This window comes from Ruegeria sp. HKCCA0235A, from assembly GCF_013033235.1.
GTDB lineage: Bacteria > Pseudomonadota > Alphaproteobacteria > Rhodobacterales > Rhodobacteraceae > Ruegeria.
Genome location: NZ_WQDQ01000006.1, coordinates 226,727 through 251,876 on the forward strand (window position 1 = coordinate 226,727; position 25,150 = coordinate 251,876).

23 protein-coding genes are annotated in these 25,150 nt (G+C 54.3%); 13 read left to right on the plus strand and 10 right to left on the minus strand.

Going from position 1 to position 25,150, the window contains the following annotated elements:
* The first annotated feature begins 1 nt into the window (after position 1).
* From GOW56_RS12750 to GOW56_RS12770, 5 genes are read left to right on the plus strand one after another with little or no spacing between them, the layout of a single operon-like run.
* A complete protein-coding gene (locus tag GOW56_RS12750; RefSeq protein WP_170346254.1) occupies positions 2–889 on the plus strand; it encodes a MurR/RpiR family transcriptional regulator in 888 nt (295 codons plus the stop codon).
* Positions 886–1,974: an aromatic ring-hydroxylating dioxygenase subunit alpha gene (locus GOW56_RS12755; protein WP_171206120.1), complete on the plus strand. Its 1,089-nt coding sequence runs from the start codon at positions 886–888 to the stop codon at positions 1,972–1,974. The genes GOW56_RS12750 and GOW56_RS12755 overlap by 4 nt, the downstream gene beginning before the upstream one ends.
* 19 nt (positions 1,975–1,993) lie before the next feature.
* A complete protein-coding gene (locus GOW56_RS12760; protein WP_171206121.1) occupies positions 1,994–2,830 on the plus strand; it encodes a hypothetical protein in 837 nt (278 codons plus the stop codon).
* 2 nt (positions 2,831–2,832) lie between these two features.
* Positions 2,833–3,573: a sulfotransferase family protein gene (locus tag GOW56_RS12765; protein ID WP_171206154.1), complete on the plus strand. Its 741-nt coding sequence runs from the start codon at positions 2,833–2,835 to the stop codon at positions 3,571–3,573.
* A 17-nt stretch (positions 3,574–3,590) separates the two neighbouring features.
* A complete protein-coding gene (locus tag GOW56_RS12770; RefSeq protein WP_152456719.1) occupies positions 3,591–3,974 on the plus strand; it encodes a carboxymuconolactone decarboxylase family protein in 384 nt (127 codons plus the stop codon).
* A 7-nt stretch (positions 3,975–3,981) separates the two neighbouring features.
* Here GOW56_RS12770 and GOW56_RS12775 read toward each other — a convergent pair whose 3' ends face one another.
* Positions 3,982–5,601, minus strand: coding sequence for a hypothetical protein (locus GOW56_RS12775; RefSeq protein WP_171206122.1), 1,620 nt, complete (start codon positions 5,599–5,601; stop codon positions 3,982–3,984).
* Positions 5,602–5,633: 32 nt separating this feature from the next.
* Complete coding sequence (locus tag GOW56_RS12780) at positions 5,634–5,945, minus strand: hypothetical protein (RefSeq protein WP_171171326.1); 312 nt, start codon at positions 5,943–5,945, stop codon at positions 5,634–5,636.
* A gap of 68 nt (positions 5,946–6,013) precedes the next feature.
* Here GOW56_RS12780 and GOW56_RS12785 point away from each other — a divergent pair, with 68 nt between their 5' ends.
* Positions 6,014–6,955: a YcaO-like family protein gene (locus tag GOW56_RS12785; RefSeq protein ID WP_171206123.1), complete on the plus strand. Its 942-nt coding sequence runs from the start codon at positions 6,014–6,016 to the stop codon at positions 6,953–6,955.
* 7 nt (positions 6,956–6,962) lie between these two features.
* Here the strand turns inward: GOW56_RS12785 and GOW56_RS12790 are convergent, their stop codons facing one another.
* Together GOW56_RS12790 and GOW56_RS12795 are read right to left on the minus strand one after the other, a co-directional pair.
* Complete coding sequence (locus tag GOW56_RS12790; RefSeq protein WP_171206124.1) at positions 6,963–8,210, minus strand: hypothetical protein; 1,248 nt, start codon at positions 8,208–8,210, stop codon at positions 6,963–6,965.
* A 145-nt stretch (positions 8,211–8,355) separates the two neighbouring features.
* Positions 8,356–10,338, minus strand: coding sequence for a hypothetical protein (locus GOW56_RS12795; RefSeq protein WP_171206125.1), 1,983 nt, complete (start codon positions 10,336–10,338; stop codon positions 8,356–8,358).
* 754 nt (positions 10,339–11,092) lie between these two features.
* Between GOW56_RS12795 and GOW56_RS12800 the strand changes: the two genes are divergently transcribed.
* Together GOW56_RS12800 and GOW56_RS12805 are read left to right on the plus strand one after the other, a co-directional pair.
* Positions 11,093–12,232, plus strand: a complete 1,140-nt coding sequence (locus tag GOW56_RS12800) for a toll/interleukin-1 receptor domain-containing protein (RefSeq protein WP_171206126.1) — start codon at positions 11,093–11,095, stop codon at positions 12,230–12,232.
* Positions 12,229–12,840, plus strand: coding sequence for a hypothetical protein (locus GOW56_RS12805; RefSeq protein WP_171206127.1), 612 nt, complete (start codon positions 12,229–12,231; stop codon positions 12,838–12,840). Before GOW56_RS12800 ends, GOW56_RS12805 begins: the two co-directional genes overlap by 4 nt.
* A 67-nt stretch (positions 12,841–12,907) precedes the next feature.
* Here the strand turns inward: GOW56_RS12805 and GOW56_RS12810 are convergent, their stop codons facing one another.
* The 4 genes from GOW56_RS12810 to GOW56_RS12825 all read right to left on the minus strand — a co-directional run bounded on the left by GOW56_RS12810 (position 12,908) and on the right by GOW56_RS12825 (position 17,102).
* Positions 12,908–13,591, minus strand: a complete 684-nt coding sequence (locus tag GOW56_RS12810) for an undecaprenyl diphosphate synthase family protein (protein WP_171206128.1) — start codon at positions 13,589–13,591, stop codon at positions 12,908–12,910.
* A gap of 12 nt (positions 13,592–13,603) precedes the next feature.
* Entirely contained in the window at positions 13,604–14,473 is an 870-nt protein-coding gene (locus GOW56_RS12815) for a glycosyltransferase family 2 protein (protein ID WP_171206129.1), read from the minus strand.
* A gap of 107 nt (positions 14,474–14,580) precedes the next feature.
* Positions 14,581–16,041, minus strand: coding sequence for a hypothetical protein (locus tag GOW56_RS12820; protein WP_171206130.1), 1,461 nt, complete (start codon positions 16,039–16,041; stop codon positions 14,581–14,583).
* Positions 16,042–16,712: 671 nt separating this feature from the next.
* A complete protein-coding gene (locus GOW56_RS12825) occupies positions 16,713–17,102 on the minus strand; it encodes a hypothetical protein (protein ID WP_254447218.1) in 390 nt (129 codons plus the stop codon).
* A gap of 333 nt (positions 17,103–17,435) precedes the next feature.
* Here GOW56_RS12825 and GOW56_RS12830 point away from each other — a divergent pair, with 333 nt between their 5' ends.
* Positions 17,436–17,624, plus strand: coding sequence for a hypothetical protein (locus GOW56_RS12830; protein ID WP_171119812.1), 189 nt, complete (start codon positions 17,436–17,438; stop codon positions 17,622–17,624).
* 236 nt (positions 17,625–17,860) lie between these two features.
* On the opposite strand, the gene GOW56_RS12835 is transcribed toward GOW56_RS12830, so the two are convergent.
* Entirely contained in the window at positions 17,861–19,024 is a 1,164-nt protein-coding gene (locus GOW56_RS12835; protein ID WP_171205983.1) for a hypothetical protein, read from the minus strand.
* A gap of 179 nt (positions 19,025–19,203) precedes the next feature.
* Here GOW56_RS12835 and GOW56_RS21695 point away from each other — a divergent pair, with 179 nt between their 5' ends.
* The 3 genes from GOW56_RS21695 (at position 19,204) to GOW56_RS12850 (ending at position 21,906) form a co-directional block, all read left to right on the plus strand.
* Positions 19,204–19,881, plus strand: a complete 678-nt coding sequence (locus GOW56_RS21695) for a PepSY domain-containing protein (protein WP_217358821.1) — start codon at positions 19,204–19,206, stop codon at positions 19,879–19,881.
* 37 nt (positions 19,882–19,918) lie between these two features.
* On the plus strand, positions 19,919–20,578 hold the full coding sequence (locus GOW56_RS12845) for a response regulator transcription factor (RefSeq protein ID WP_171119814.1): 660 nt from the start codon (positions 19,919–19,921) through the stop codon (positions 20,576–20,578).
* 74 nt (positions 20,579–20,652) lie between these two features.
* The gene (locus GOW56_RS12850; protein ID WP_171119815.1) at positions 20,653–21,906 is read left to right on the plus strand and encodes a HAMP domain-containing sensor histidine kinase; all 1,254 of its coding nucleotides are present in this window, start codon (positions 20,653–20,655) and stop codon (positions 21,904–21,906) included.
* A 249-nt stretch (positions 21,907–22,155) separates the two neighbouring features.
* On the opposite strand, the gene GOW56_RS12855 is transcribed toward GOW56_RS12850, so the two are convergent.
* A complete protein-coding gene (locus tag GOW56_RS12855; RefSeq protein ID WP_171119816.1) occupies positions 22,156–22,296 on the minus strand; it encodes a hypothetical protein in 141 nt (46 codons plus the stop codon).
* A gap of 1,465 nt (positions 22,297–23,761) precedes the next feature.
* Here GOW56_RS12855 and GOW56_RS12860 point away from each other — a divergent pair.
* A complete protein-coding gene (locus GOW56_RS12860; protein ID WP_171119817.1) occupies positions 23,762–25,150 on the plus strand; it encodes an arylsulfotransferase family protein in 1,389 nt (462 codons plus the stop codon).

Consider the following 25,150-nt stretch of genomic DNA (forward strand, 5'->3'; position numbering starts at 1 on the left):
CATGAATGACACAAATGTATCATCAACCGTCCTCGACCGCCTGAGCCGGGAATGGGACGCCCTCACCCCCGAGGCACAGAAAGCCGCGCGCTACGTGTTGGAGAACCCAACGGATGTTGGGGTCTCGACCGTGCGCGAGATTGCCGAGGCGGCCAAGGTCAAACCCAATACTTTCGTGCGTATGGCCCGGCAGGTGGGCTTCGAAGGGTACGAAGATTTCCGGGCCCCGTTCCGCGAAGCGATTCGACGGGGCAACGTGTCGTTTCCCGACCGCGCCCGTTGGCTGCAAGAGATCGGCAAGTCAGGTGAGCTGGGTGGGCTTTATGCCGATATGGTGGGTGCGGCGATCCGCAATATTGAAGACACCTTCGCTGGAATTGATGAAACGAGCCTGAAATCCGCCGCCGAGGATATCTGGAACTGCCGCCAGATCTTCACGCTGGGCGTTGGCGTCAACAACTCGAACGCGCGGAATTTCACCTATCTTGCGTCAACCGGGATGAAGCAGTTCCACGCGATTCCACGCCCCGGCTCGACCCCGGTGGATGATCTGGCCTGGGCCGATGAACAGGACGTGCTGATCGCGATCACCTGCCACCCCTATCGCACCGAAGTCATCGAGGCGATCAAGCTGGCACGGCAACAGGGTCTGACCGTCATCGGTATTTCCGACAGCCCGGCCAGCCCGGTGATCCTGAACGCCCATCACGGCTTTGTCGTTGCCGCCGACACGCCGCAGTTTTTTCCGTCATCCGTCTCGACCATCGCCTTGTTGGAAACTCTGCTGTCCTTCGTGATCGCCGTGTCCAGCGATGAGATCGTCGAGCGGGTGGAACGGTTTCACCAACGCAGACACCAACTTGGCCTCTACGCGGAGGAGCCCGAATGAACGCACCCCTGACCCACTCACTGGACGCGCGATACTATGTCGACCCTGCGATTTTCGAGCAGGAAATGCAGGGGCTTCTGGCCCGAACGTGGCAGTTTGCGGGCCATGTCGCGCAGGTCCGGGAAGCAGGGGATTACTTTGCGTTTGAGATCGCCGGCCAGAACCTGTTCTGCATTCGCGGCCGCGACGGCGAAATCCGCACCTTCTACAACGTCTGCCAGCACCGGGCGCATGAGATGGTCATCGGCGCGGGCAACACCCGCGTCGTTGTCTGCCCCTATCATGCGTGGACCTATGAGTTGACCGGACAGCTGCGTGCCGGGCCCAATATCAAATCTGTCCCCGGCTTTGACCGCACTGCGATCTGCCTGACCTCGGTCCGGACCGAAGTGTTCAACGGTTTCATTTTCGTCAACCTCAATGACAACGCCGCCCCCATGGATGAATGGTTCCCCGGTGTGCGCCAGGAAATCCGCGCATTCGTCCCGCATATCGACGATCTGGAACCGCTGGAATGGGTCGAGATTCCCGAAAACTGCAACTGGAAGGTCAGTATCGAAAATTACTCGGAATGCTACCACTGTCCGAACAATCACCCGACCTTTGCCGAAGGTGTGGTCAAGCCCGAGACCTATGACATTCAGCCGGACGCGGGCGGCGGCTACGTCCTGCGTCACACGACGGAATGCCAGAGTCTCGACAAGATGACCTACCCCATCGACCTGTCGGTACCGCACGCGGGCGATTACCAATCGTGGTTCCTGTGGCCGATGTTCTCGTTCCAGTGTTACCCCGGCAATGTGCTGAACACCTATCACTGGCGCGCGGTTGATGCCGATCACTGCACCGTCTGGCGCGGCTGGTACACCGAGGGAGGCTCGGACAGTGCGGTCATCCGGCAACTGGCGGTCCAGGACCGTGAAACGACGGTCGAGGAAGACATCCGCCTTGTGGAATCCGTTCATCGCGGGCTCAAGTCGCGGGGCTATCGCCCCGGACCGCTTGTTCTGGATCCGGGCTGCGGGGTGATGTCGGAACATTCCATCGCGCGGCTTCAGCAATGGATGCGCGAGGCTGTGGATTAGTGGCCGAGGTAGCACGCTGATGCTGATGCCTGAAGTCTGGCGCCCGGAACACAAACTGTTCCCCCATCAGGTCGGGTTCACCTGCCCGCCGTTCGACTTTGACGCCGCGCCCTCGGATTTCCTGCGCATGTGTCCCGAAACGGTGGGCGTTCACGGGTGGATGCTGCATGTGCCAGACTACGTGCACGGGTTGGATCAGCGGAGACAGAACTTTGGCATGCTCGAAGACTTCGTGCACTGCATGTCCCGCAACGGTGTGGATGTCTGCGGTCAGGTCGGTTCGAATTGGGTCCATGCCTGCGGGCTGGGCGTGGAAGGCGTTCGGCAACACTGCGAAACCCTGTCAGACAAATATGGCACCCGCTTTCACATGGCGGGATATGCCATGGTCGAGGCATTGCGTGACCTGAATGTCGAAAAGGTTGCCCTGAACGCCGCCTATCATTGGCCGGAATGGTGGCAGGGCACGGTCGGTTTCTTGAAAGAAGCCGGGTTTGATGTGGTCTGGGCCGGGAATTTCCACGATCAGGGCTGGTTCGACAGTCAGGAAGAAGTCAATTCCTGTCGCTGGGTCTTTGACGGCGATCTGGCACTGAAAAGCTTTGAATATGTGGCCGACAAGGCACCTCAGGCCGAAGCGATCCTGATCAATGGCATGTGCAATTTCCGCACCGGTCCCGGTGGCTTGCCCCAGCGCCCGCTGCATCTGGCCGACACGCTTGAAGACGCGCTGGGCAAACCGGTGATCGGCCACGACATCGCGCTTTACTGGCGCATCTTCAAATCCCTCGGTATCGCACCCGACAAACCGCACGGGCAATTGCTGAAACGTCTTGAGTTGTTCGAGAGGCCATGACCATGCACAAAATCCTCGCGCTCTGGGCCGTGCCCAGATCCACGTCAACCGCATTCGAGTGGATGATGCGGCAACGCGGTGATCTCGACTGCCTGCACGAGCCCTTTGGCGAGGCGTGGTATCAGGGTGAAGACCCGCTTTGGCATCGGTTCCAATCGGGTGATGTGACAACGCCGGGCCTGACACTGGACAGCGTGTGGCTGGACATTCAGCAGCGGGCGAAATGGGGGCCGGTCTTCCTCAAGGATTTTCCGCATTACATCAACCACATGTGGGATGCCGAGTTTCTGTCGCATTTCACCCACGCCTTCCTGATCCGGGACCCGGCTAAGACCATCACTTCGATGTACAAGCAGTGGCCGGACTTTGCCGAAGGCGAGGTTGGCTTTCCCGAACAGCGCGCGCTGTTCGATCTGTTGACGGCGTTGAACGGAACGCCGCCGCCGGTCATTGACAGCGATGACCTGCTGGAAGACCCACACGGCATGACCCGGGCGTTTTGTGACGCGGTGGGAATCCCATTCATCCAAGAGGCGCTGACATGGGAACCGGGCGGTGATCCGTCCGCCCTCAGTTGGTGGGACGGCGGGTCGTTCCATGGCAACCTGGCGAAATCGACCGGGCTTGCTCCGCAGCCCCGCACGCATATCGACATCGCGGACGCGCCAGACCGTGTGAAACAGGTGCACCGCAGGATGAAACCGCATTACGATCACCTTCACAGACACCGCCTGACACACTGACACACCGGAGACCCGCAATGGCCGACATTTTCGACGAAGACCTGTTTCTGAAAGGACTGGAGCAAAGGAAGAACACGCTGGGCGCAGAGTATGTGGAAAAAAACCTTGCTGCCGCCGACGACTTCACCCGCCCGTTTCAAGAAGCCATGACGGCCTGGTGCTGGGGGTTTGGGTGGGGCGACGACGTGATCGACGCCAAGACCCGGTCGATGATGAACCTGTCGATGATCGGTGCACTGGGCAAGATGCATGAATGGGAAATCCACTGCCGGGGCGCCATCAACAACGGGGTTTCAAAGGAAGAAATCCGCGCCATCATCCACGTGGTCGGGATATATTGCGGTGTTCCTCAGGCGCTGGAGTGTTTTCGCGTGGCCCGCAAGGTGCTGGAAGAAACCTGACGACCCGTCACAGACCAGCCGCCGACAACAGCCGCACGCCTTTCTCGTAGTGTTGCCTGTTCTTGAAACAGCCGGGCCAGGCCCAGCGTTCGGCCGAAAAGCCCGGCTGCAATTCCAGAATCTGCCGGGCATGTCGACGCGCCAGGGAATGGTTCCCGGCGGCGGCGGACAGCATGCACAGCACGACCCTGGGGCGAACGCGTCCGGGGTCGACCCGCAACACGTTATGGGCATGCTGCCACGCGGCCTTGTCCCCGGTCATCATCATTGCGATTGCCAGATTTGCTTCGATCCAAATGGGCGGATGCGGCGTCAACGCCAACGCTTTCTTGCAGACCGACACGCCTTCTTCAGCCCGGTCATCATACACCAACAGGATGCCGTAATATCCCAACAATTCCGGGCTTCCGCTGAAACGTTCCACGACGGCAAGCATCAAGCTGCAAGCCTCTGACGTGTTGCCGGCAACACTGTGGGTAAAGGCATGGAGGGCCGAGCAATACGGGTCAGTCGGGTTCAGATCGCTCAGCTTTTTGCATTCGGCCTCTACCATTGCCAGCGTCTCGGCCGGGTTTGCATCCATGCCCAGGCGGATCATGTCCAAATGACAGAAACCGATCGCCACACGTGCCGGCAGGTATCCGGGGTCAAACTCGAGACAGGCGCGGTATTGACGGATGGCATCCTGCAACCCGTCTTCTGTTGCCTGACTTTCCAATATGCGCGCTTTCTGGAACGCCGACCAGGCCTCGGTCGAAGTGACACGGCTTGACCAGATTTCTGACCAATACCCGTCGCGCAATCGCAGTTGGAGCGCCTCGACGACCTTCATGGCGATTTCTTCGACCGCGTCAAATGTTTCCTTCGCACGAAAGCGGAACCTCTGTGTCCAAAGGCACACCTGATCCGCGGTTGACGTCAGTTGAGCGGCCACCCGCAGACCTTCCGCGCCAACCACGCTGCCGCTGAGAACATAACCTTCAACCGGGCCTTCCTGCCTGCGCGCGTCACGCAGTTCGATCACGTCGGACATTGTGCCCAGAAGAAACATGAGTTCGTCTCGTATGGAGGAGGCAGCAATGCTGATATCCGGCGTTTCCCCGACAACTTCAAAAGGCTCAACCACAACCGCTGGACGCAAACGCCCCCAATGCACCGGCAAACCACGGCCCGCCAGAACCGGCCTGTCTGAGTCTGTATCGATGTCCCAATAGGCCTGCCGTTCAACCGTCAGCCATGCCTCGAACTCGGGGTCGGCAACGTCCAACCCTTCCAGCAATTCAGCCCGATCGGGACTGAGCTGCTCGTCAAACAGATCAACCTCGACTGCTGCCAGATTGATCGACACCGTTTCACGGGTGATTTCAAGAATATCAAGTTTGTGCTTGGAAAAGTGCTTGCTGAGAACACTCAGCTCTTTGCGCAGCGACGCCGCGCCTTGTGCGGGCGAACTCTCGCTCCAGAGCTTGTCCTGCAGCCAAGCCCTGCTGCGTATCGCATTTTTCGACAGAAGCACCAAAGCAAGAAGAGCTTTCGCTTTGGTGCCCCGAGGCGTCACATCCTGACCGTCGTCACGGATAATCTGAAACGGTCCGGTCAAAAAAACCTTGGTTTTTGCCTCAGTCACTAACGGCCCTCAAAAACGTTCGGGGGTTGTCGTTAACCGCTGCATCCAAATATGACGATACCGCCCATCGCTTCATAGGCCAGTTTGCAGCACCATGACTCGTGATCGGGGTTCGGATCCGGCTTTTTGTCACTCAGGTCCGGAACAACGATATGAACCAGATCCTTGGTGTCATAGACAAACCTGACCTCTGGATTACCACTGTCCGCAAGGATTTCTTGAATTTTGCGTTCCGCCGCGTCCTGATCATCTTGCGACCCCAACGCACGGCCGCGCGCGGCATTCAGAACTTCGCACCCCAAGTCTTTCAACGAATAATTCGGGTTGATTGTCAAACGAGCCATGTAAAATCTCCTTCTCAAACAACAATGCCCACTTGTATACCCCGTTATATGCTTATCCGGAAATGAAAATGACCGACACGTTGATAGAACGCGCTGAAACTGCTCGGCTAATTTCCAAACCCTCGTTTGCCGAATTCCCCAAAGATGCGCCGATCCACGCGGCTTTTCGCTTGATCGAGCTGCGCGACGGAGCTCTGCCCCCCAAGGGCGGGATGGGTCATCGCGTGTCTTTCGGCACTGGCCGCACACCGGAAGAGGCGGCGCGGCTGGCCGGGTTCGAGGCGATTGAGCGCTATGCCTTGCAATACAGTACCGAAGCACCACAAACCCGCGAAAGCCTGATCGCGTCGGATGGCGCATCCCATGTGATGCCAAACGACGCGCTTGCACTGGGTGTTCCGGGCAGTGACGGAAAGGTCACTTCGAAAGGTGCCGCGGCTGGCCCGACACATGAAGCCGCCGCGCTGTGGGCGGCGCTGGAGTGTTTGGAACACGCTCTTGGATCGCAGGGGTTTGACCACCTGGCGCCGGACACGGTCCTGCCCCATGATTTGACGCAGTGGCTGCACGTCCAACTGCGGCAACTGAGCCTTCACATCCTCGAAGTTCCGGGCATCGGCCTTCTGCTGCGCGCGGTCTGCGCAGATGCGGATGGCGGCAGGCCGACCTATGGATCGGCGCTTTCCGCAAATCTGGCGCAGGGCGTCTTGCACGCAGCATCCGAGGCGGTGGTGTCCTGGCGCAACATGGTGATGCTTGAACACAACGGTGTAACGGATCACGGCATGGATGCTGAACAGGCCCGTCTGTTCCGGCTTTATCGCGGCGCGCAGAATGACCGGCCTGTTGCTCCGACGCGGTTGTTTGACACGCGGGCGTGGGACAGCCCGAACCCATCGCTGACGACGGTATTGACAGCGGCAAGTCGCGCCCTCGGTCGTCCGGTTGCGGTTTTTGACATGACCGCACCTGAAATTCCCCTGCCGGTGGTCAAAGCCGTAGCAGTTTGAGCACCGGTCAGGATCCGTCTCTGCGAAAGCGTGTCGTGTCGCCGTTGGTCTCTGCCTTGCAACGGTCCGCGAATTCCAAAAGCTGCCTGCAACGTTCGGTCTCGGGCAGGCTGCGGACAACCCGCCCCGGATCAACATGCGGAGTTTCAACAAATTCGACACGGGTGATCACGCGCGGCCTGGCGGCAACTGTGATCATCGGGCCGACCTCGATCAGGCTGGCCAGAGCATAGCCCGAGACAGGGCGAGCCGAAGGGCCTGTTCCTAGCGTGATATCATCCAGAAACCGGGGATCGTCGTCGGCAGGCCCGAATTCAAGGCGCATGTGCATTCCCCGCGCACCGCGACTGAACCGGACCCAGCCCCGAGGCACCCTGCCCGCACCCACAAACAGTCGTGATGTATGGAATGCCTGAATATACAGCCCAAGCGGATCAGAGAATGCCATCGCCCGACCCGCTGGTGACTTACCACATTTCCCCGCGGCCAGTTCAAGCGTATCGCTCACCAGGCGGAACCCTGCATGCCCGCAGTACAGATCCTGCCGGTTCGCGAAATCAAGAACTTCTTCAAGCCGGGCGCGCCGGTTGCTCTCGCCGTCCTTCACGAGATACGGGAAGGAAGAAAAATGCATGGTCTGGATCAGATCGGTCAAACGGTTCGTACCCTTGGCCAGAAACAGGGCATGCTGGATATTCAACGGATGTTCCGGCGGATGCGCGTGATCCCTACCCACCAGCCTTTTGTGAAAGCGGGCCGCACGCTCGGACACATCCATCGACGTCCATACCGACCGTGAGACTTCAAACAGATCCTTGCAGGAGTAGAAGCGCCCGGTCACCGATGCGACCACCGACAGGAAGTGATCGAAATCGAACACCGCCATGAACTGCCACCACTCCACAAACTCGGTAGTGGCCACAAATCGCTTCGGGCGCAGTCTGCCACTGGTATCGGGTCGCATTACCAACGTGTATTCAAGATATTCATTGTGCAGCTCAACCCTGCCGGGCCAGCCTTGGTCACACACGCGCGCCGCCAGCTCATCGCCCAGACAGTCCCGAGGTTCCCGCGGATCGGCGCGCCATCTGAACCCATTCGAAGGCTGGCCCGCCTCGATGTCCCGCGGATCCATGACCAGAAACGGGCTGACGCCTTGCACGTCGAATATGTTCTGAATGGTTGAATTCCACGCTGACCGGGTGGCTTCGTTCACGCCTTGATCAGCAAGTCCCGGCGATTGGAATACAGACATCAAAGAACACCGTTGGGCTTCAGAGACACTAGAATGGAAAGTCAGAGGTCGATGCCCGCAGGTTTTCAATTCCGACGGGGCGATCGCCACCGGTGACGCACAAGGAAGCATCATGTAGACCGACCTGTCATGGGGTCTGATACATTCATCCTGCCCACCCCGCCTGTTCAGGCAAATGACGGGTCCACCACAATTCGGGCGTACTGTTCACAATGTGGATTTCGCTACCGCAAGAACGACCGCCAACGATGTTGAGGCGATCTCCATCAAATGTTTCAAGCGACATTTTCGCGGCCCCCCGGAAATTCGCCATCTGTTCGGCCAGAATGCCCACTGCAACGCGTTCACCCATTCGGATACTGTCGAAATAGTCGCTGTAGAAATGTACCCCTGCAAAATTGCGCCCGATCGCGATATTTGCAGCCAACTTGTTCAGCTCGCCATTCAGCGTAAGCTTCGCTGCGCTGTCCTCTGGCCGCACGGACTCAACCAGTTTCATTCCACCCGGAGCCGGAACAAAGACGCGCTCCATACCCGCCTCTGCCAAAGTTACCCGGGACCCGTCCAGCGCGTGCGTTTTAAAGAACGCCTTGAGCAGCGTCGCGCACGCCCCGGCAACTGCGCCATGCGCCGCCCCGTAGGACGGCTGCATTGGCGAGCCCTCGGGATAAGCAACAGGCAACAGCAGGTTGCGATCGATTTGTGGCAGCCCCTTATGAGAAACCGCGTTGTGGGCGAACCGCTTAGTGGCCGGCGCGGCAGCAATGGCTTCCACAAGACTGAAATCTTCGCAGGCGGCGCTTTCCAATTTCTCAAGATGGGCTGCGGCAAACGGTTCCGCTGCCCCAAGCACCGCGCCATGACCATTCGCCACCAAGGTTGCAACGCTGCCCAGCTTTTCAGGGCGGGCGCGGTTGTGCACCTGAAAGGTCTGGCGTCGCACGGCCCGCATTGCCCTGGTCGCGGTTTCTGCCAGCATTGACAGCGCGTGTGATCCGCCCCAATGGGCCCCACTATCCTCCGCACGGGAACTCCAGACTTCGGGCAGACCGTCATCTGCTTGAATACCTCGGCCCAACATCAACAGGCAGGCATTGAAAAAAGCCTGATAGATCGAGTCGAAATGCACATAGGTGGCAAGGTCGCGAGGTGTTTCAATAAACTTCGGGCCACAGGCCTCAAAGGCTTGTTCGCCAGTCGCGTCCGCCCCGTTCTGAACGTCCAGCCACTCGGCCCAGTCCCGCAAATAGTCCACGCCAACGGCCTGTGGTGCAACTCTTTGGTCAACCCGAAACGAACCAAACGGCATTGCCCTTGGCGCAGTTGTATTTGCCAACCACCGCCCTTGCACATGCGCCGCGTCTGACGTCAGCGGGTCGTAACCCTGCAAAAGGAACTGCGACACGTAAGGCCCGTCCGAACAGCCTTGGCTCGAGCCGCGGAACAAAGTTCGCGAAGACAGACCTTCGCCATCTCGGACCCGGCGCGCCGCCGGTACTTTCCCGATCTCGGCGCCGCTGGCATCCTTTGGGAAACCGTCTTTGCGGAACCACTCCAACCGGCCAAGGGCGCCAAGCACCTTGTCGGTTCCCTCGGCACCATCCCGAATGGTTTCGAAGGACACATCTCGCAGACAGGCCATCGCATAGAGTTCGGCCATCTCTGCCGCCAATTCATCTGACCCAAGCCTGGGCGCCGGCGCGATACCCAAACCGCCGGCGTCCAATCCATTGAACCCCAACCGATGACCCAGGATTGGCCCTTCCCACGCACGCCATCTAAATTCACCACCCTCTGATGGCGCGGTGCGGAAGGGCCCGGAATAGGCTGGCGTGTCAAACAGCGTCAGCCTGTTTCCTTGATTGTCGGTGCAGGTAGGATCAGCCACTTCTTCCAGAAATTCGGTATAAACCTGCACGTCGACAATGCCATTTTCGTCATGCCGCAAGCCCTTCGAAAAGCTCGTGGGCCAAGTCCCGGCAAACAGGTCTGCTTCGCCGTTATGTTCTGCGGCCGCCCTGTCTCGGGCACCAGTCGGCGCGCTCGAGTGACACTGATCCCGGTTCAATCCACGATTGGGCTTTTCCAGGTCCTGCCAGGGTTCAGACGGAATGATATGTTGCGGCATGTTGCTCTCCCGATCGACGGAAACAACGATTCGCACGACGCCGTTACCGGATCGTGACCGGTCATTCCGACAGGCTTTTTGCCCTGTTCTGCAACGGATTGAGAAAGTCCAGGACAAGAGGGGTTTCAATCGCGCTGGACACCCGGCCCCGCCGCCGCTTTCCGATCTTTCGAGAAATCACAGAATCCAATGCAAAACAGTATATCTGGGGCCCAGCCATCTTCGAGCTGAATCTCCCCGGACAGAAAGCTAAAGAAAGTTGGATGGCGGAGACGAAGTCAGCCTAACTAAGCCTACAAACTCTTGTTAAGTATATAATTTATTCAGACCTTCAGAAAAGATACCACAATACATACCACACAAAGCCGGATATCAAGCGCGGATAGCGCAACGTGTCATGCGACAGAAAGTTGGCTAAACGCTTATAGCTGACACTCACGCCGGTTGTAGCAAACGACTGCTTTGAGCCCAATGCGGACCCAAGTCAGGTCGCAGCGAACGTCAGCTTTTTGACTCGTTTCTCGAATCTCGTCACAAGACAGAAATTCTGAGAAGACAGTTTCGAGAGGCAGTATTGCGATACTGAACTTGCCACGTTAACGCGTGTTGCCTCAAGAAATCGTGTATCTCAGAAACGATAGTTTGGCAGAACACGACAGTTACGTTGCTGTGCTCCGAGCGTCAGGTGGCTTATTGTCGTTGCCTCCCAGGCGCTACTAGAAAGAAGTTTTTGTCTAGCTTAGACTGCAAGACGATGAATGCGACTTACGAAATCTGTGCCTTTGGTGAAACTAGCGCATTGTCTCCAGAGCTTGAGGCGGCCCTCGTCAATCACCTGAGCGAGTTCGCGCTTATGATTGGTAAAGAGGTTGCTCTTGATCGAAGTGGGTCGCTTTCGCGGCGCAATCCAAGCACCTCAACGGTAGGTCTCTTTTTTGGTTGCGAGCCAGTTCCAAAATGGAACCCACCAGCAGCACTCGGCAGTACTGATCCGATAATTCCAATCGTCTCTGACCTCACGCGATGCGGTAAAGAGCTTCCACCAGAAGCCTCCTATTTCAATGCGATGGCGCTAGACGGCCCTTCGTCAGCACAGCGAATTGCTTCAGCAGCAGCAGAATGCTTGGGACTGTTACCTTCACGACGACGAATATTCATTAGTTATCGCAGAGTAGAGTCCACTCCCGTTGCACTGCAGCTCTACGAAGCTCTGAGCAAAGAACAATATGATGTGTTTCTCGACACTCACGAGATACGGCCTGGGGCGATTTTTCAAGATGCACTGATGCATAGCTTGAGCGATTGCGATATCCTGCTCATGCTGGATACCCCAACATATGTCGCAAACCATTGGACAAAAATTGAGTTGGTTCGGGCTAACAAGTTGAATTGCGCTGTCTTGCGGTTAGGTTGGCCAGGCGTAACTGCGGATTTGAGTTTCACTTACTCTAACCAAATCAAGCTCGATGCATCAGACTTCAGAAAAGATAGAAGACTAAGGGTCGATCGAGTAAACGAAATAGCTGACGAAATTGAGCGTCTACGCAGCAAAAGCGTTGCGATCCGGCAAGCAAAGCTGCTCGGCATTCTGCGTGCTGAAGTTGGCCAAAAAAGTGGAAGTCTGAGCCATCCAGGCCAATTTCGACGAGTTGAAGCGAACTTCCCAGGTGGGAAGAGACTACAGGTCTATCCAATCGTGGAAATCCCAACATCAGAACACGTCGCACGCATAGTCGAGAACGCTACACCCGACCAATCCGCACTACTCTATAACCATCTTGGTGTTATGAATAAATGGAGAGCTCATCTTGAGTGGCTTGGCACCCAAGTCGATGACTTCCATTGGATCAGATCCGGTTTTATAGACGTCGACCTGTCGGAGGCGCTAAAGTGAAGGGTACTAAAGCAATATTATTGTCGGCGAGTGTACCACGATATGGACGCGCGGGCAGTGAGTCGTTTGACCCATACCTGATCAAAGAGGCGGTGACAGCCTTGATCGAAGTGATACTTGGTCGTTATCTGCTGGTTTGGGGCGGGCAACCCGCAATTACACCGATAGTTGCGGCCTCGTCAGAAGGCTACGATGTGTCTTTCTCCGGTGTCGCAACACTATATCAAAGTGCATATTTCAGAAAAGACTACCCAAGCGAAAACCAAAAGTTTGAGAATTTTGTGGAAACCGACGAAATTCGCGGAAACAAAGCAGCCAGCTTGACATTAATGCGCAAGCAAATGCTTACAAGCCATGAGTTTTTTGCTGGGGTGTTCATTGGTGGCATGGAAGGCGTAGTCGAAGAATACGAAATGTTCAAAAAGCTCCATCCCTTGGCCATCCGGCTACCCATCCCATCGCCAGGAGGCACATCGCAAAATCTGTTTAAACGTGAAGAAGACTTGCCCGAACAATTGGCGGATGCTGTGGATTTCCCGTTCTGGTTTCAGAAGATATTGAACGTAGACTTATCAACTCCCCGTTCATACTCACTTAAATCTGGCTAAAGAATAGTTCAGTGATCTCGACATCCTCAAGCACGAATCATCCAATTATCACGAGACTGCAGACCAGTCATTCTCCGTACTGAAGGTCCATTGCCTCATGCTCGTAGACGTGCCGCATGAGATCACTCACCTCTAGATCATTCAAGAGCTCGTCAAGAAAAATAAGCCGTGCATGAGAGCTTTGCATCGGCAAGAATTTTGACAGCGTTTTAGCGCCTCCAGTTCTTACAACAAGGTCAACAGGATTCTTGACCCAAAGATGTTCAAGTAGGTCATCACCTTTCTCACCTTTCTCACCTTTCTCAACTTTCTCAACTTTCTCAGTTTCGAGGGCAGCTTGTATTTCTTGGACTGGGTCATACGCGAGTAAAAGGTTCAAAGTATGTTTGTAAGTATTTCTGTTTTCCAGCGTCGAGATAGTTGAATTAATACTGTTTGGGAGCATGCTCCTGTCGCCAGCGACCGTTACAGACACACCCAGATAGGCTTGGTTTTCAGAAAGTGTATGCATGAACTCATCTGCGACCTTCATTAACGCATCAATCTCCCAATCCTGCCGCTTGAAATTCGCGACAGCGAACAAGTAGATGGAAAGCTCAGAACCGCCATGACGAAAGAATTCTTTCACGAGCTGCTCAATCAGCCTCACACTAACTTGGTACCCAAAAACCAGTGTTTCGCCTCGTGCGCTTGCCCAACGGCCAGCTCCGTCTGGGATCAAGCCTAAGTGTCTTACTTTGTAATTCGCCATTTACTGCCTCATTCAATCTGCTGCTTCTTCAAAAGCCGCGTCAAAATCTACCCTTTCAAGACCTAAAGGAATCGCTCCGTGCCATTGGTTCTGAACTTGAAAAATCACATGTCTTGATGCTGGCAACGGGTGGATAAAGATATCTTGCATTCCAACGCGAACAGAGCAAATCCGGCCCTCGTTTATAGCCTGCTTGAGAGCCTCGATCGGTGGTTTTAGAGATATCGCCTCTTGGGAGCAAAAGTTGAGAAAGTCTTCGAGCTCTCCCTGACTGGTCGCCCAGAGTTCCTGTGCGTCGTACCTAACACCGATTGGTGCTTCGCAAACGGTTAGCCCCTCACGCAGGCAAGCTGCTAGACAGCCAAAAGTCCATGAAAATGAACTTTCCATCGGCGTGACACTGAAAGCCTTCCGATCTAGCACTCTGAAACCACTTGCCACATCTGTCTGCTTCGCCCCGAAAATCAAGTTAAATGAGCTTATGGCAAAACGATTCGCGTCAACTTTTGGACTTGGAATGCTTTGACTTGCCTCCCTCAAAAACCGACTGCCAATTGTCAAATTAGCTTTGTTTTCTCTGTGCGCACTAATGACGACTTTTACATCCTCAGATCGATGCGCACCGTCAGCATCCAGCGTCACAACATCGTTAAATCCGCTTTCGAAGGTATGTTGCAATCCTGATTTTAACGCAGCACCGTTTCCAAGATTATGGCTGTGATGAATTACCCGGGCGCCAGCTTTCTCCGACATGTCTCGAGTGCCATCAATGCTTCCGTCATCCACAACGAAAACGGGCATATCAAGCTCAACGAGGTCGGAAACAACAGATTTTATTGTCAGTTCCTCATTGAACGCTGGGATTACAATGCAAGTACCCATCAAATATCTATCCTGCAGAATGAACGAAAAGTCTCATCCAACGACAATAACACACGCAAAAGCAACTATGCCAAACATCCTTTGAGGTTCGCCCATCGGAAGAGATGCTACTTTGGCCGACGTGCAAGCCATGACATAGGCGCTCTAATTTGGTTCAGCATATCGTGCTGCTCAGCAACCAGAAGCGCGCGAGTTGCGGCGTCGCGTGCGTCGGAAAAACTCAAGCACATTAACGATGCGATCGCCAGCTTACGTTCTGCGCGAGCGAGGAATCCAGGATTCCACGTGTCGCGGTCTATTGTTGATAGACCTTCGACAATTCTCCGACGGCCAGTTCTGGGCGAGCCAGATATAGCTTCAACGAAGCCCAGTTCTGTCATCAGAAAGCCGACTTCATTTTGATCTTCTGCTCTACCCTCAGCTAATTCTAGCGCCTCTGAGAACGTGGCAACTGCTGTTTTCAAACGAAGCCGCCGCATTTCCAACGCACCTTTGAGGGGAAGTAACCTGTGGGTGTGCGCTCGTGATCTACTTTTTAAACCAGCAGAAAGATATGCCTCAGAGCGCCCTAACAAGGACCGAGAATAGCCTCGTCCGGCCAACTTGGATACGCTGTAGTACGCACTACACAAGTCATTGAATAAGTCCCCGGAGCTTGGATCACTTTCGTCAAAAAATGGAATGTTGTTCTGCCCAAGTAGAAGGGCGTGTGATCCCAAAGCCGACACATTTCCAAGCCATATATGTCCGTGAAGACCACGCCAAGACGTCGCGCGCAACCATAGTGAAAAAGCCCTTCGCCACAAACCAACAACCACGGGATCGTGTGTCGTGGAGTAGTGCACTTTCATCAGATATCTGATGGCGATCCAGGTACGCGTCAGGACACGGTTTGTGTGTGTCGCGGCCTCAGCGAGCTTTAAATAGTAATCCACGATTTCAGCGTCGAAAGCATCATCTACAGTGTTGCCCACAATCGAACCGCCAAAGAGTTCAGGCTCTGAAAATAGGTTCTGATCTGACCAGTGCTTTTGCCTGGTGCGCAGTACTTCGTCAGTGAATTCAGAAACTAATCCTGGTGCGGGACTTAGTGTGCTTTTTCCATCAAGCACTCTTGAGATTTCAGTCTCAGCTTCATCCAAGTTTCCGACTGTCGACTTGCTCACGCCTGAATTAGGTAGTCGCGAAACAAGCGATGCAAGTTCCGTTTCTTCCTGCCCAACCAACAAGAAGTGTATGGGCTTTTTGTGTAGCACTGCTTGAAAAAGCTCCAACTCAAGAAACGATGAGACAGACTTTGAGCTACCTTGCCCCAAATACGTGCCATACTCACCGACATCCAAGAGAATGAATTGATTGGACTGTTCGATTGCTTCCAAGCACGTATCAACGATTTCGAGTTGATCTTCCTTCTCCTCTGGAGAATTCGTTCTGTCCGAAATCTCTGCTACATACACCCGCTCAAACTCTGGACTCGAAAAATCGTTATGAATCCTTTGCCTCAACGACTTCAGCTCATCTGTGTGCCATGCGGACGCAAGAAACGCGTCATACGAATTTCTGATCAACTGGAAGGCTCCTCCGCTAGTTTGGAAGTCGGGTGTGATCCTCCAAGTGAGCATACTTTGTCGTAATGAGGCGGAAACTGAAAACTCGCAGCTTAGAACTCCTTCTCGGTACTCATTTGATCCTTCTCCTCTCGAGAATGTCTAGGTCGGGCGAGGTTCTCACATTCCAAATTATTGAGAAGTCGTCAGTGATCGAATCGCTGTGCTTGGTACACAGTTGCGGCAACCCATTGATCTCAATGTGTCGCATTTGACTGTTCGTGGTACACCTTGGTCCCTGTTTTATTGGGGTTTCCGTGGATTTTTGGAGCCCGCTACGGAATCCCATTCCTTGAAGCGTACGTTCGTCAAATGGCCGCTTTGTCCGCAGACCAGACATTCAAATGGTCTCTTTGCATCGCAGTGCAGCTAGTGGCGGCTTCCTGCGCATCTGGTGAATTCGCTGAAGCCTAGAACCTAGATCTGCGGCACATGATCGGAAAGCGGGCTGCGACGACAGACTTGTGAGGGAATATTCAAAGTCGGCTCTGGACCTTCCCCAGTGACGTTACAGGGTAAGATTAACGGTAATGCTGCTTCGCCTATGACGGCCTCGAAAAGCCCAAACTCCCGTGCTTCATCTACAACCCAAAGGCGTTAATCCGAGCAGTGATTGATCGTAAAGTATGCAATCAATTAAGAACATCGACCACTGCCCCTATTAGGTTCAGCACCTCGTGTGTCTCCCGGTTTACTTGGTAAACATAGTCTCCGGCACGCACATAGTAGCCGTTTCGCCGCAGGCCATATCGGCTAGGATTATCGATGCGAACGTACCCATTGTAGATGAAATCCCCGACTCGGTATCGTTTAGCTTGGCCGGGCGGAACGCACGGCACTGCTTTCTTGGCCAAACCCGGAGGACAGTTACCTGCTTTTGATTTCACGAAAACAGGCTGCAGTGCATTGTGCGACCCGATACTCTGTCCAAGATCAAGAGACTGGATGTCAAAACTCGCACCCGCAAAGGGCCCGGCATGCATAGTGAACACCGTCGCCGTGATTGCCAAAGCCGTTTTCATCTTTTCCGCCTCCTTTAACTGATCTTTCCAATTATGATCATCTTCGGGATTTGACCAATGCATCGGCGGAGACTGGCTTACTGCCGAAGTCTTCTGCTGTGAAACTATGGTTCGCTTGGCACAACATTCTCATCTAACGACCTTAGAAACCCTCAAGTTGGAATGGGGCAATTGAAGTGGCGCCCGGCCAGACCAATCCTTTGTTCTTATTTCGTAAACAACATTAACCGAACATGAACAGTGTATTCTCATTAGGTTCAAACAACTTTGCGCATACTGACCAAGTTGGATCGAACGAGACGTATATCGTTTGACGGAAACAAGGGGAACAAAATGGTCAAACCTGCCTTTGTGACTGAAGATCGCAGCCCTGAAATTGCGATGCGGACCTCTAGCAAATCTGCTGAAGAGCGCCTGCAAACCGCGATGAATTCGAGCAATAGCCGCTTCCCTCCTATCGAAAATGCACTGACAGAGATCACAAAAAACAAGCGGCTATCCGAGGCTCACCAAAACGTCTGAAGGCAATTCGGCTGCCCCCCGACAATTCTCGATTTTCGCCCTAAACATCTGAATTGTAACAGGAACCCGTCCCAGCTTGGGGCGGGATTTTCTTGTTGCGCATCGCAATCATCAAGAGCTTGCGCCTAGCAGGCCGACTGAATCTACCTTCCAACTTAGTATCCGAAAGGCTTATCGACGCTCCAGCTTTCAGTTCGTCCTGAAGTGGAGGCTGGCGATGGCCGGGAAGCCTCAGGTCAAAGCCCCAGCAGCGCTTTAACCTGTTCCTCAACTGCATCCGTAACAGGCTTGTTGGCAGCGGCTTCCAGTGCCTCACGTTCGGCCAGATCTTGCTCTTCGACAAGTTCAGTCAACTCTTCCACCTCTTCAACGGCTTCATTGTATTCAATGGCTGCCTGTCTTTCGTCATTCAGAGTCTGGGCTTCATCAATCGAAGCGTCTAATTCGGCTTGGGCCGCTTCTAGCTGCGCTTCGATATCCGGATCACTACCGCCCGCGTCCTCCAAAGCTTGTTCAAGTTCTGCGACCGTATCCCGGTTGGTTTGTACCTCACCTACTGCGACTTCCAAGTCATCCTCGATTTCTTGAACTGTCCGCTCTGGTTCTTCCAACCCTTCAAGAAACTCCAACTGTTCTTCCAGTTCCTCCCGCAAAGGCTCTCCGGCCAGCACTGTGTCTCGGTACGTGGCAATTCTGCCAACCCGCGAATTGGGTGCTGCATTGGCCAGGGCCGTTGGGCTTGCATTGGCGGCGTTCAGTGCGCCCAACTCAGAGGGATCTGCACCAAGCAGCGCAGCCATACGATTGCCTTTTGCCCGGGCAACTGGGCGCTTGGACTCTTTTAAAATCACATTCTGGCGAACCGTTCTTTGCGCCTTGGTCTTTTGCGTTTGAAGGGTTGTCGTAGCAACCCTTGAATTGGTTGCTGTATTGCGAGCTTTGCCTTTCCCGTTGAACAGATTTTTCAGAGAAAACCCTCCGCCTTTTTTGGTACCAGACCGAGCAGACTGCGATTTTGTTTTCCCCTGTCCGAATATCCCGGCCTTGGCCCCGCTACGGCTTTTGTCGGCCCCTTTCCCACGGCCACCATTCCCAGCCGAGCTTTTGTCTCCGCGATCTCCCTGGGCGCCGTTGCCATTCCCACCGCCGTTTCCATTGCCACCGCCGTTGCCATTCCCACCGCCATTACCGTTACCACCGCCGTTGCCGCCGCCATTACCGTTACCACCACCGTTTCCGCCGCCATTGCCGTTTCCACCGCCATTGCCGCCACCATTACCGTTGCCCGGCTTGGCATAAGCAAAATCAGGAGCTGCGACGGTGGCTACAATGGCCGTGGACCCCAACAAGGCAATCGCGATCGTCGAAGCTTTAAGCAGTCCGCACTTGGTGGTTTTCATTTTCAATCTCCTCAAAACCTCCAGCAATGGCAATCAGCGCGCTGAGGTTGACCACGGTGTTTCGGCAGTCTGACTCGCAGTCGAATCAAAACCGTTGCCACTGATTTAACTTTAGGTCGCTTGAACGCAGGGCTAACTGCTTGTTCATCATCGGTTCATGTCTGGCCTAGTAGTCTTCGATGAAGGTGTTTGAGGGTGTTATGCAGGCCAAAGCGTTTTTTCTGGTTGCAGCTTTGCTGACTGTCTTGTCTGGTGGGCAAGCGGCGGCAGATGCACGCGAACTCAAACAGTCTGAACTGCGCATGGCGACGTTGTCAGGCAGTGCGATACGGCTGAACCGTGTGATCAAAGGCGTGAAAAAAGCATACGGCGGAACACCTGTTGATGCGCGCGCATTCAAAACAGACAAGATTTACTATCGTATCCTGGTCAAAAAGCCGGGCGGGAAAATCGTCAGCGTGATCGTGAACGCCGAAACCGGCACAGTCGTCTCGAACCGCTCAAGTACGGGGCGCGAGATTTCTGAAGCCGCACGCAATTCAACCAAATCCAAAAGCAACAACGCTCAGAGTGCCTCTACCACTCGTGGAAACAGTGCAGGCCGAAGCAATGCTGGCGGCAATGGTAACGGCAACGGCGGTGGCAACGCTGGCGGCAACGGTGGCGGCAACGGCGGTGGCAACGGTGGCGGCAATGGTGGCGGCAACGGTGGCGGCAACGGCGGTGGCAACGGTGGCGGCAATGGTGGCGGCAATGGCGGTGGCAACGGTGGCGGCAATGGCGGTGGCAACGGTGGCGGCAACGGTGGCGGCAACGGTGGCGGCAACGGTGGCGGCAACGGTGGCGGCAAAAAATAAAGTGAAGATCACGCTGGTTTAGCTGTAGTCTCTGGATATGCGAATACTCCTTGCCGAAGACGAACCCCAGCTTTGTGAGCAAGTCAAAAAGCTATTGGGTGCGGAAGGTCGCGTGGTCGACGTGGCCAACAATGGTACAGATGCCCTGCATCTGGGGTCGACTGAACCGTACGACATGATCATCCTCGACATCGGCTTGCCTGAGCGTGACGGCATTTCGGTCCTGCGCGAATGGCGCAGCGCGGGCGTCAAGACACCGGTCTTGATCCTGACGGCCAGAGATGGCTGGAGCGAACGCGTCGACGGCTTGGATGCCGGCGCGGATGACTATATGACCAAGCCGTTCCATATGCCCGAATTGGCGGCACGTGTACGGGCCATCTTGCGACGTCAGAGCGGTCAATTGAACCCCGTGATAGAAATGGGAGATGTCTCTCTGGATACGCGAAACGGGCGGGTTGCCGTTGGGGGCATTCCTGTCGATTTGACCGCGCAGGAGGTCGCCGTTCTGACCTATCTGGCGCACAACATCGGTCGCATGGTGTCGCGTACTGAGCTGTCGGAACACATCTACGAATATGACGGCGACAGAGATTCCAACACGATTGCAGTATTTGTGACCCGCCTGCGCAAAAAGCTGGGCTCCGATTTGATTACAACCGTCCGGGGTCGCGGCTATATGATTGATTCCGCCTAATGCTCTCGTTGCGCCAACGGGCCTTACTCGGAGGTATCGCTTCGGGAGCGTTGTCCGTAGGCGTCGGTACGCTGATGGTGTTTTCCTACATTAATACGCGCGTTCTGGAGCAGTTCGACGCAACGCTACAAGACCGGCACACGCAGGTTGTTGTTGGCCTCAGCGCCACCACGGATGACCCTGAAACCCTGCGACAGTTGGTATTCGATCCTGCGTATAGCACGCCATATTCGGGGCGGTATTGGCAAGTAACGGACAGAACCGGCGCCATCTATACGTCTGCTTCACTCTTCGATGAAACGATCGCCGAGCCTCCGCGCGGAAATGACGAAACAATCATTTGGAACACCTCCGGTCCAGATAGCGAAGCCATTCGTGGCGTTTATCAAAAGATTACGTTCGAGGACGGAACCGAGTGGGGCGTAACTGTCGCCGAAAGCAGGAGCGAACTGATCAACGAACGCAGCGCTGCACAAAGATACCTGCTCCCGGTTTTCGGATTGGTTGGTTTGATCGGAGTGGCAAGTTCTCTTTTGCTGATGTCCGCCATTGTTGGCCCGCTCCGGAAGTTGCGCGCCGATGTCGCCCATCGCTGGGATCGAGGCGATGAACTGACTCCCGAAGACTACCCGGAAGAGGTTTCGCCCTTGGTGGAAGATCTCAACAAACTGCTGCATCGAAACCGCGAGATTGTCTCTGGTTCGCGAAGACAAGCGGCGGATCTGGCGCATGCCCTCAAGACGCCGACGGCTATCTTACGAAACGAATTGGCGGAACTGGCAGACGCAGGAGCACATACGGAGCCTGCGGAAGAAGCGCTAACTCGAATTGACGCCCAGCTTAGCCGTTCACTCGCGCGCATGCGTGCATCAAACACCGGAGAGTTAACACATTCCAGGACAGACCTGACGAATTCGGTCGAACGACTGTCCCGGCTATTCTCGGTCATGGCCGAACGCGAGGGGAAGACGCTCGTTTCGAATTGCGAGGCTGGTCTTCAAGTTCGAATGGACCCCCAGGACATCGAGGAAGTGATTGGAAACCTCCTCGACAACGCTCTCAAGTGGAGCCGGACGACACTCCAAATCACCGCGAGGCGCTGTGACAGCGGCATCGAACTTTGCGTTGAAGATGACGGGCCCGGTATTCCGGATGGTGCCCGAGAGGAAGTCCTTCGTTCAGGCAGTCGGCTGGACACCTCTGTTAAGGGAACAGGTTTGGGACTGTCTATTTCCGTTGACTTATTGAATGCCTACGGTGGGTCGCTGGAACTCAGAACATCGAAACGCTTAGGTGGCTTGGCCGCCGAAGTGAAGATTAAAGCTTGAGAAAACCGAACTGTTCTATTCCGCTGAACGTCACGGCGTAGCTCCAGCTTGTTTGCAATCCATCTTCTGGATTAGCAACAATGCCGAATCGGTCGTTGGTGCGCGCGGCGAAAGCACTCTTTGTCCGCATAGCGATCAATCAGTGAATTCTACCCTATGACTGCTTTGCTGAAAAAATCAGTCATTTTCTTGCGCCGAATCTTGTCATCCGTATGCTCATTTTGACGACAGAAGAAACGGAGCATGAGCCTACATGAAGTTTTTCTCCCGCAGACCAGCCAGGACAATCCTGATCTTTTCCTCAGCTGAGTAGTGCTTGCGGGTCTTGCGTTTGATGCCTCTGACCAGCTTGTCAGCCGCGTCTTTCGATGTTCCGGATTTCTTGTTCATCTGCGCTCCATAATGGCGTCGATCAACCAGAAATCCTCCGTTATTCAAAACCCTAAATCTACCGGTAGGTGCTGAAGTCAGACATCCATCAACGCAGGTTTGATCGCTGCGTATTTAACACCGGTCGAGATCACCTCGTTATACCCGGCCAAATCCGTCAAACACGTGTCAAACGTCATGTGACCGTTCAAAGCCTCCACAATAGCAATATTTGCATCAATAGATTTGCAAGGCTCTTCCCAAAGCAATTTGGGGTCGAAGAAACTTGGGAGAACGTTTAGTGTGGTGTTTTGGGAAAGGGAGCCGTTGAAATCTGCGTGCTGCAATTAGTCCTAGTTCAAGACCTGCAGAATTTGTCTCACCGTATCAAGGTCGTCTGCCAACGTGCCGACCCCAAGTTTAATTTGAATAGCACGGGTTGACCCTCGATCCGCTCTGATCTGCTGAATCAATTCTTCCTGAGGACCTGGTGACAACGAGAACACTTCCGGAACCACGCCATACGCAGGCCCTCTTAGAAGCGCGGGCATGGGCAGGCCTGCGCGCTGTGAAATAAGCCCATGCCAAGCACAGTCCAAGGCAAACGCGATGCCCCTCAATTCTGGCCCTCGGCTTCGCCACTTTTGCAGAATTTCTGGGGTTTTGCCGATAGACTCTGATCTCAACTCGAAGAGTGCCGCGTCTTCTAGTCGTTCAGTTCAGCCGTATTGTACAGGGGATATCGCACGACTTCTCCCTGAGTCGTTGAGCCATCGTCTAGCGCTAAGTGCAACGTGGAACGATCGACGGATTGCATCGCCGCGACAGAAGATCGATACATCTTTCCCCCTTTGAACCTTATTAAATACGGCGTTAGATTGACTGCGACGATCTTAAATTCTGAGGCTCATGGGGTTGGGCTTGGTTTGGTGATCATTCCGTTACCGTGGACGAATAAGATCAACCGCGCAACGACTACACGGCGTCCAGGTCTGCATTTCAAGGACCGTTTGCTGACCGAGACTGACATTGGCGCAGATTGCGGCATCGGTCGCTATGGGTACGAAGCCGTCAGTCCAAGCGCACCGCAGAGAAAGGCAGTAGCGAGCCCAATATCGCTGATGCTTTAACGCGTATCAACGTTTATCAGTGCAAAGATTAACCGAAGATGAACGATATGTTTTTCGTACGTTCAGGATGAAAAGAGTTAAAATTAGCGTCGATACAACGAGTAGACCGAGAAAGGGAAATTAAGGGGGGTAGGGAAATATAAGGGGGGTAGAACGTTCAGAATGTGTAGATTTGTTAATTTGATTCAATCTGTGATCTCTATCTCTGAACCTCTGAAGACCCGCTTCAAGTTAAAGTGGTAGGAGTACTGCTGAGACTTAAAATAGGCGAAAAATTTCTTCCGTATAAATGCAACGTTGGGTTGGGCGACAAATCGCGCTTCCGATACTGTGTGTGAGTTGTGAGTTTGGTTTTGATGGGTAAAATACGTAAGAAGAGAACCGACTTTGAGGAGTTACCCGAACGACTGTTCCGGGTTTGCCTGTTTCTGACAATTGTTTTCTCGTCGGTTCTGTTCGGGATATTTGCGCAAAGAAAGAACTGGCCACCGGTGCCGCAGCTTTTGTCGGCCTATAACGTTTTGGTCGTAGACAAATCACTGACCCGCGAGGCGCGGGCGTACCACAAACACCTTCAGCCAGCACGCGGACAGGGCAAGGGTGTTGTGATTAACACGAAACCGGGCCGTCAGGATAGCATTCTGCTGATGGGTTTCTTTGATGGAGAGAACCAGGCCAGGTTGGTGAACCGTAATGGCGGTGTCATTCGTAAATGGTCGCTGAATTACATTGATCATTTTCCTGATATCGCCACCCGTCCCTGTGCTCATTTCCGCAACCCTCTGTTGACCGATGTTCATGGCGCATTGCTGACCGAGAAAGGCGAGCTTGTTTTTAGCTACGAATATTGCGGGGCGGTTAAGCTAGATCAATGTTCAAGGGTTCTATGGACACTCAATGAGAAATCACACCACTCAATGGTCAGATCTGAAAATGGTGGATACCTGACGCTTGGTCGCAACGAATGGATTGCCTCGGAAGTTGTCGATCGCTTTCCACCCTTTTCGACTCCTGCAACAAGCGAGCCGATTCTGGAAGATGTCATTCTGAAACTTGATGAACAGGGGCAGGTTCTTGAAAGCATTTCAATACCTGGTTTTATCATCGATAGCGGCCTGTCGGCACTGCTGACCGCCAATGGCAGGGAAATTAAGCCAACGCGGGTGATCCGCAGTGAACTGGTCCACGCCAACAAAATTGATGAGTTGCCATCAGAACTGGCCGACAAATTCCCACTGTTTAAAGCTGGGGATTGGGTGCTTTCGATGCGAGGGCTTAATCTGGTGATGGTCGTTGATGCAAACACCAGGAAAGTTAAGTGGCACCAGACCGGCCCGTGGGTCCGGCAGCATGACCCTGAATTCCGTCCGGACGGAAAAATCTCGATCTTCAATAACAACGCATATCTGACCTCTTATACGGCGACCGAAAAAACACGGGTAGATGCGCCGCGCGACACCAACATCATTGCGATTGATCCGGCGAGCCGGGAAACGGAAATCGTATTCGGAAGCAAACCAGGTCAGGAGATGCTGTCGGTCGTTCGGGGACAGCATGAAATTCTGGAAAACGGTGGAGTATTGATTACCGAATTTGATGCCGGGCGTGTTCTGGAAGTGGACAGAGCAGGCAACGTGATCTGGGAATACGTCAACGAATATAATGCTGAATTTGTTGGTGAGATCACCAATTCAAAACTCTATCCGTCGGGGTATTTTGAAGTCGATTGGAAGGAATGCACATAA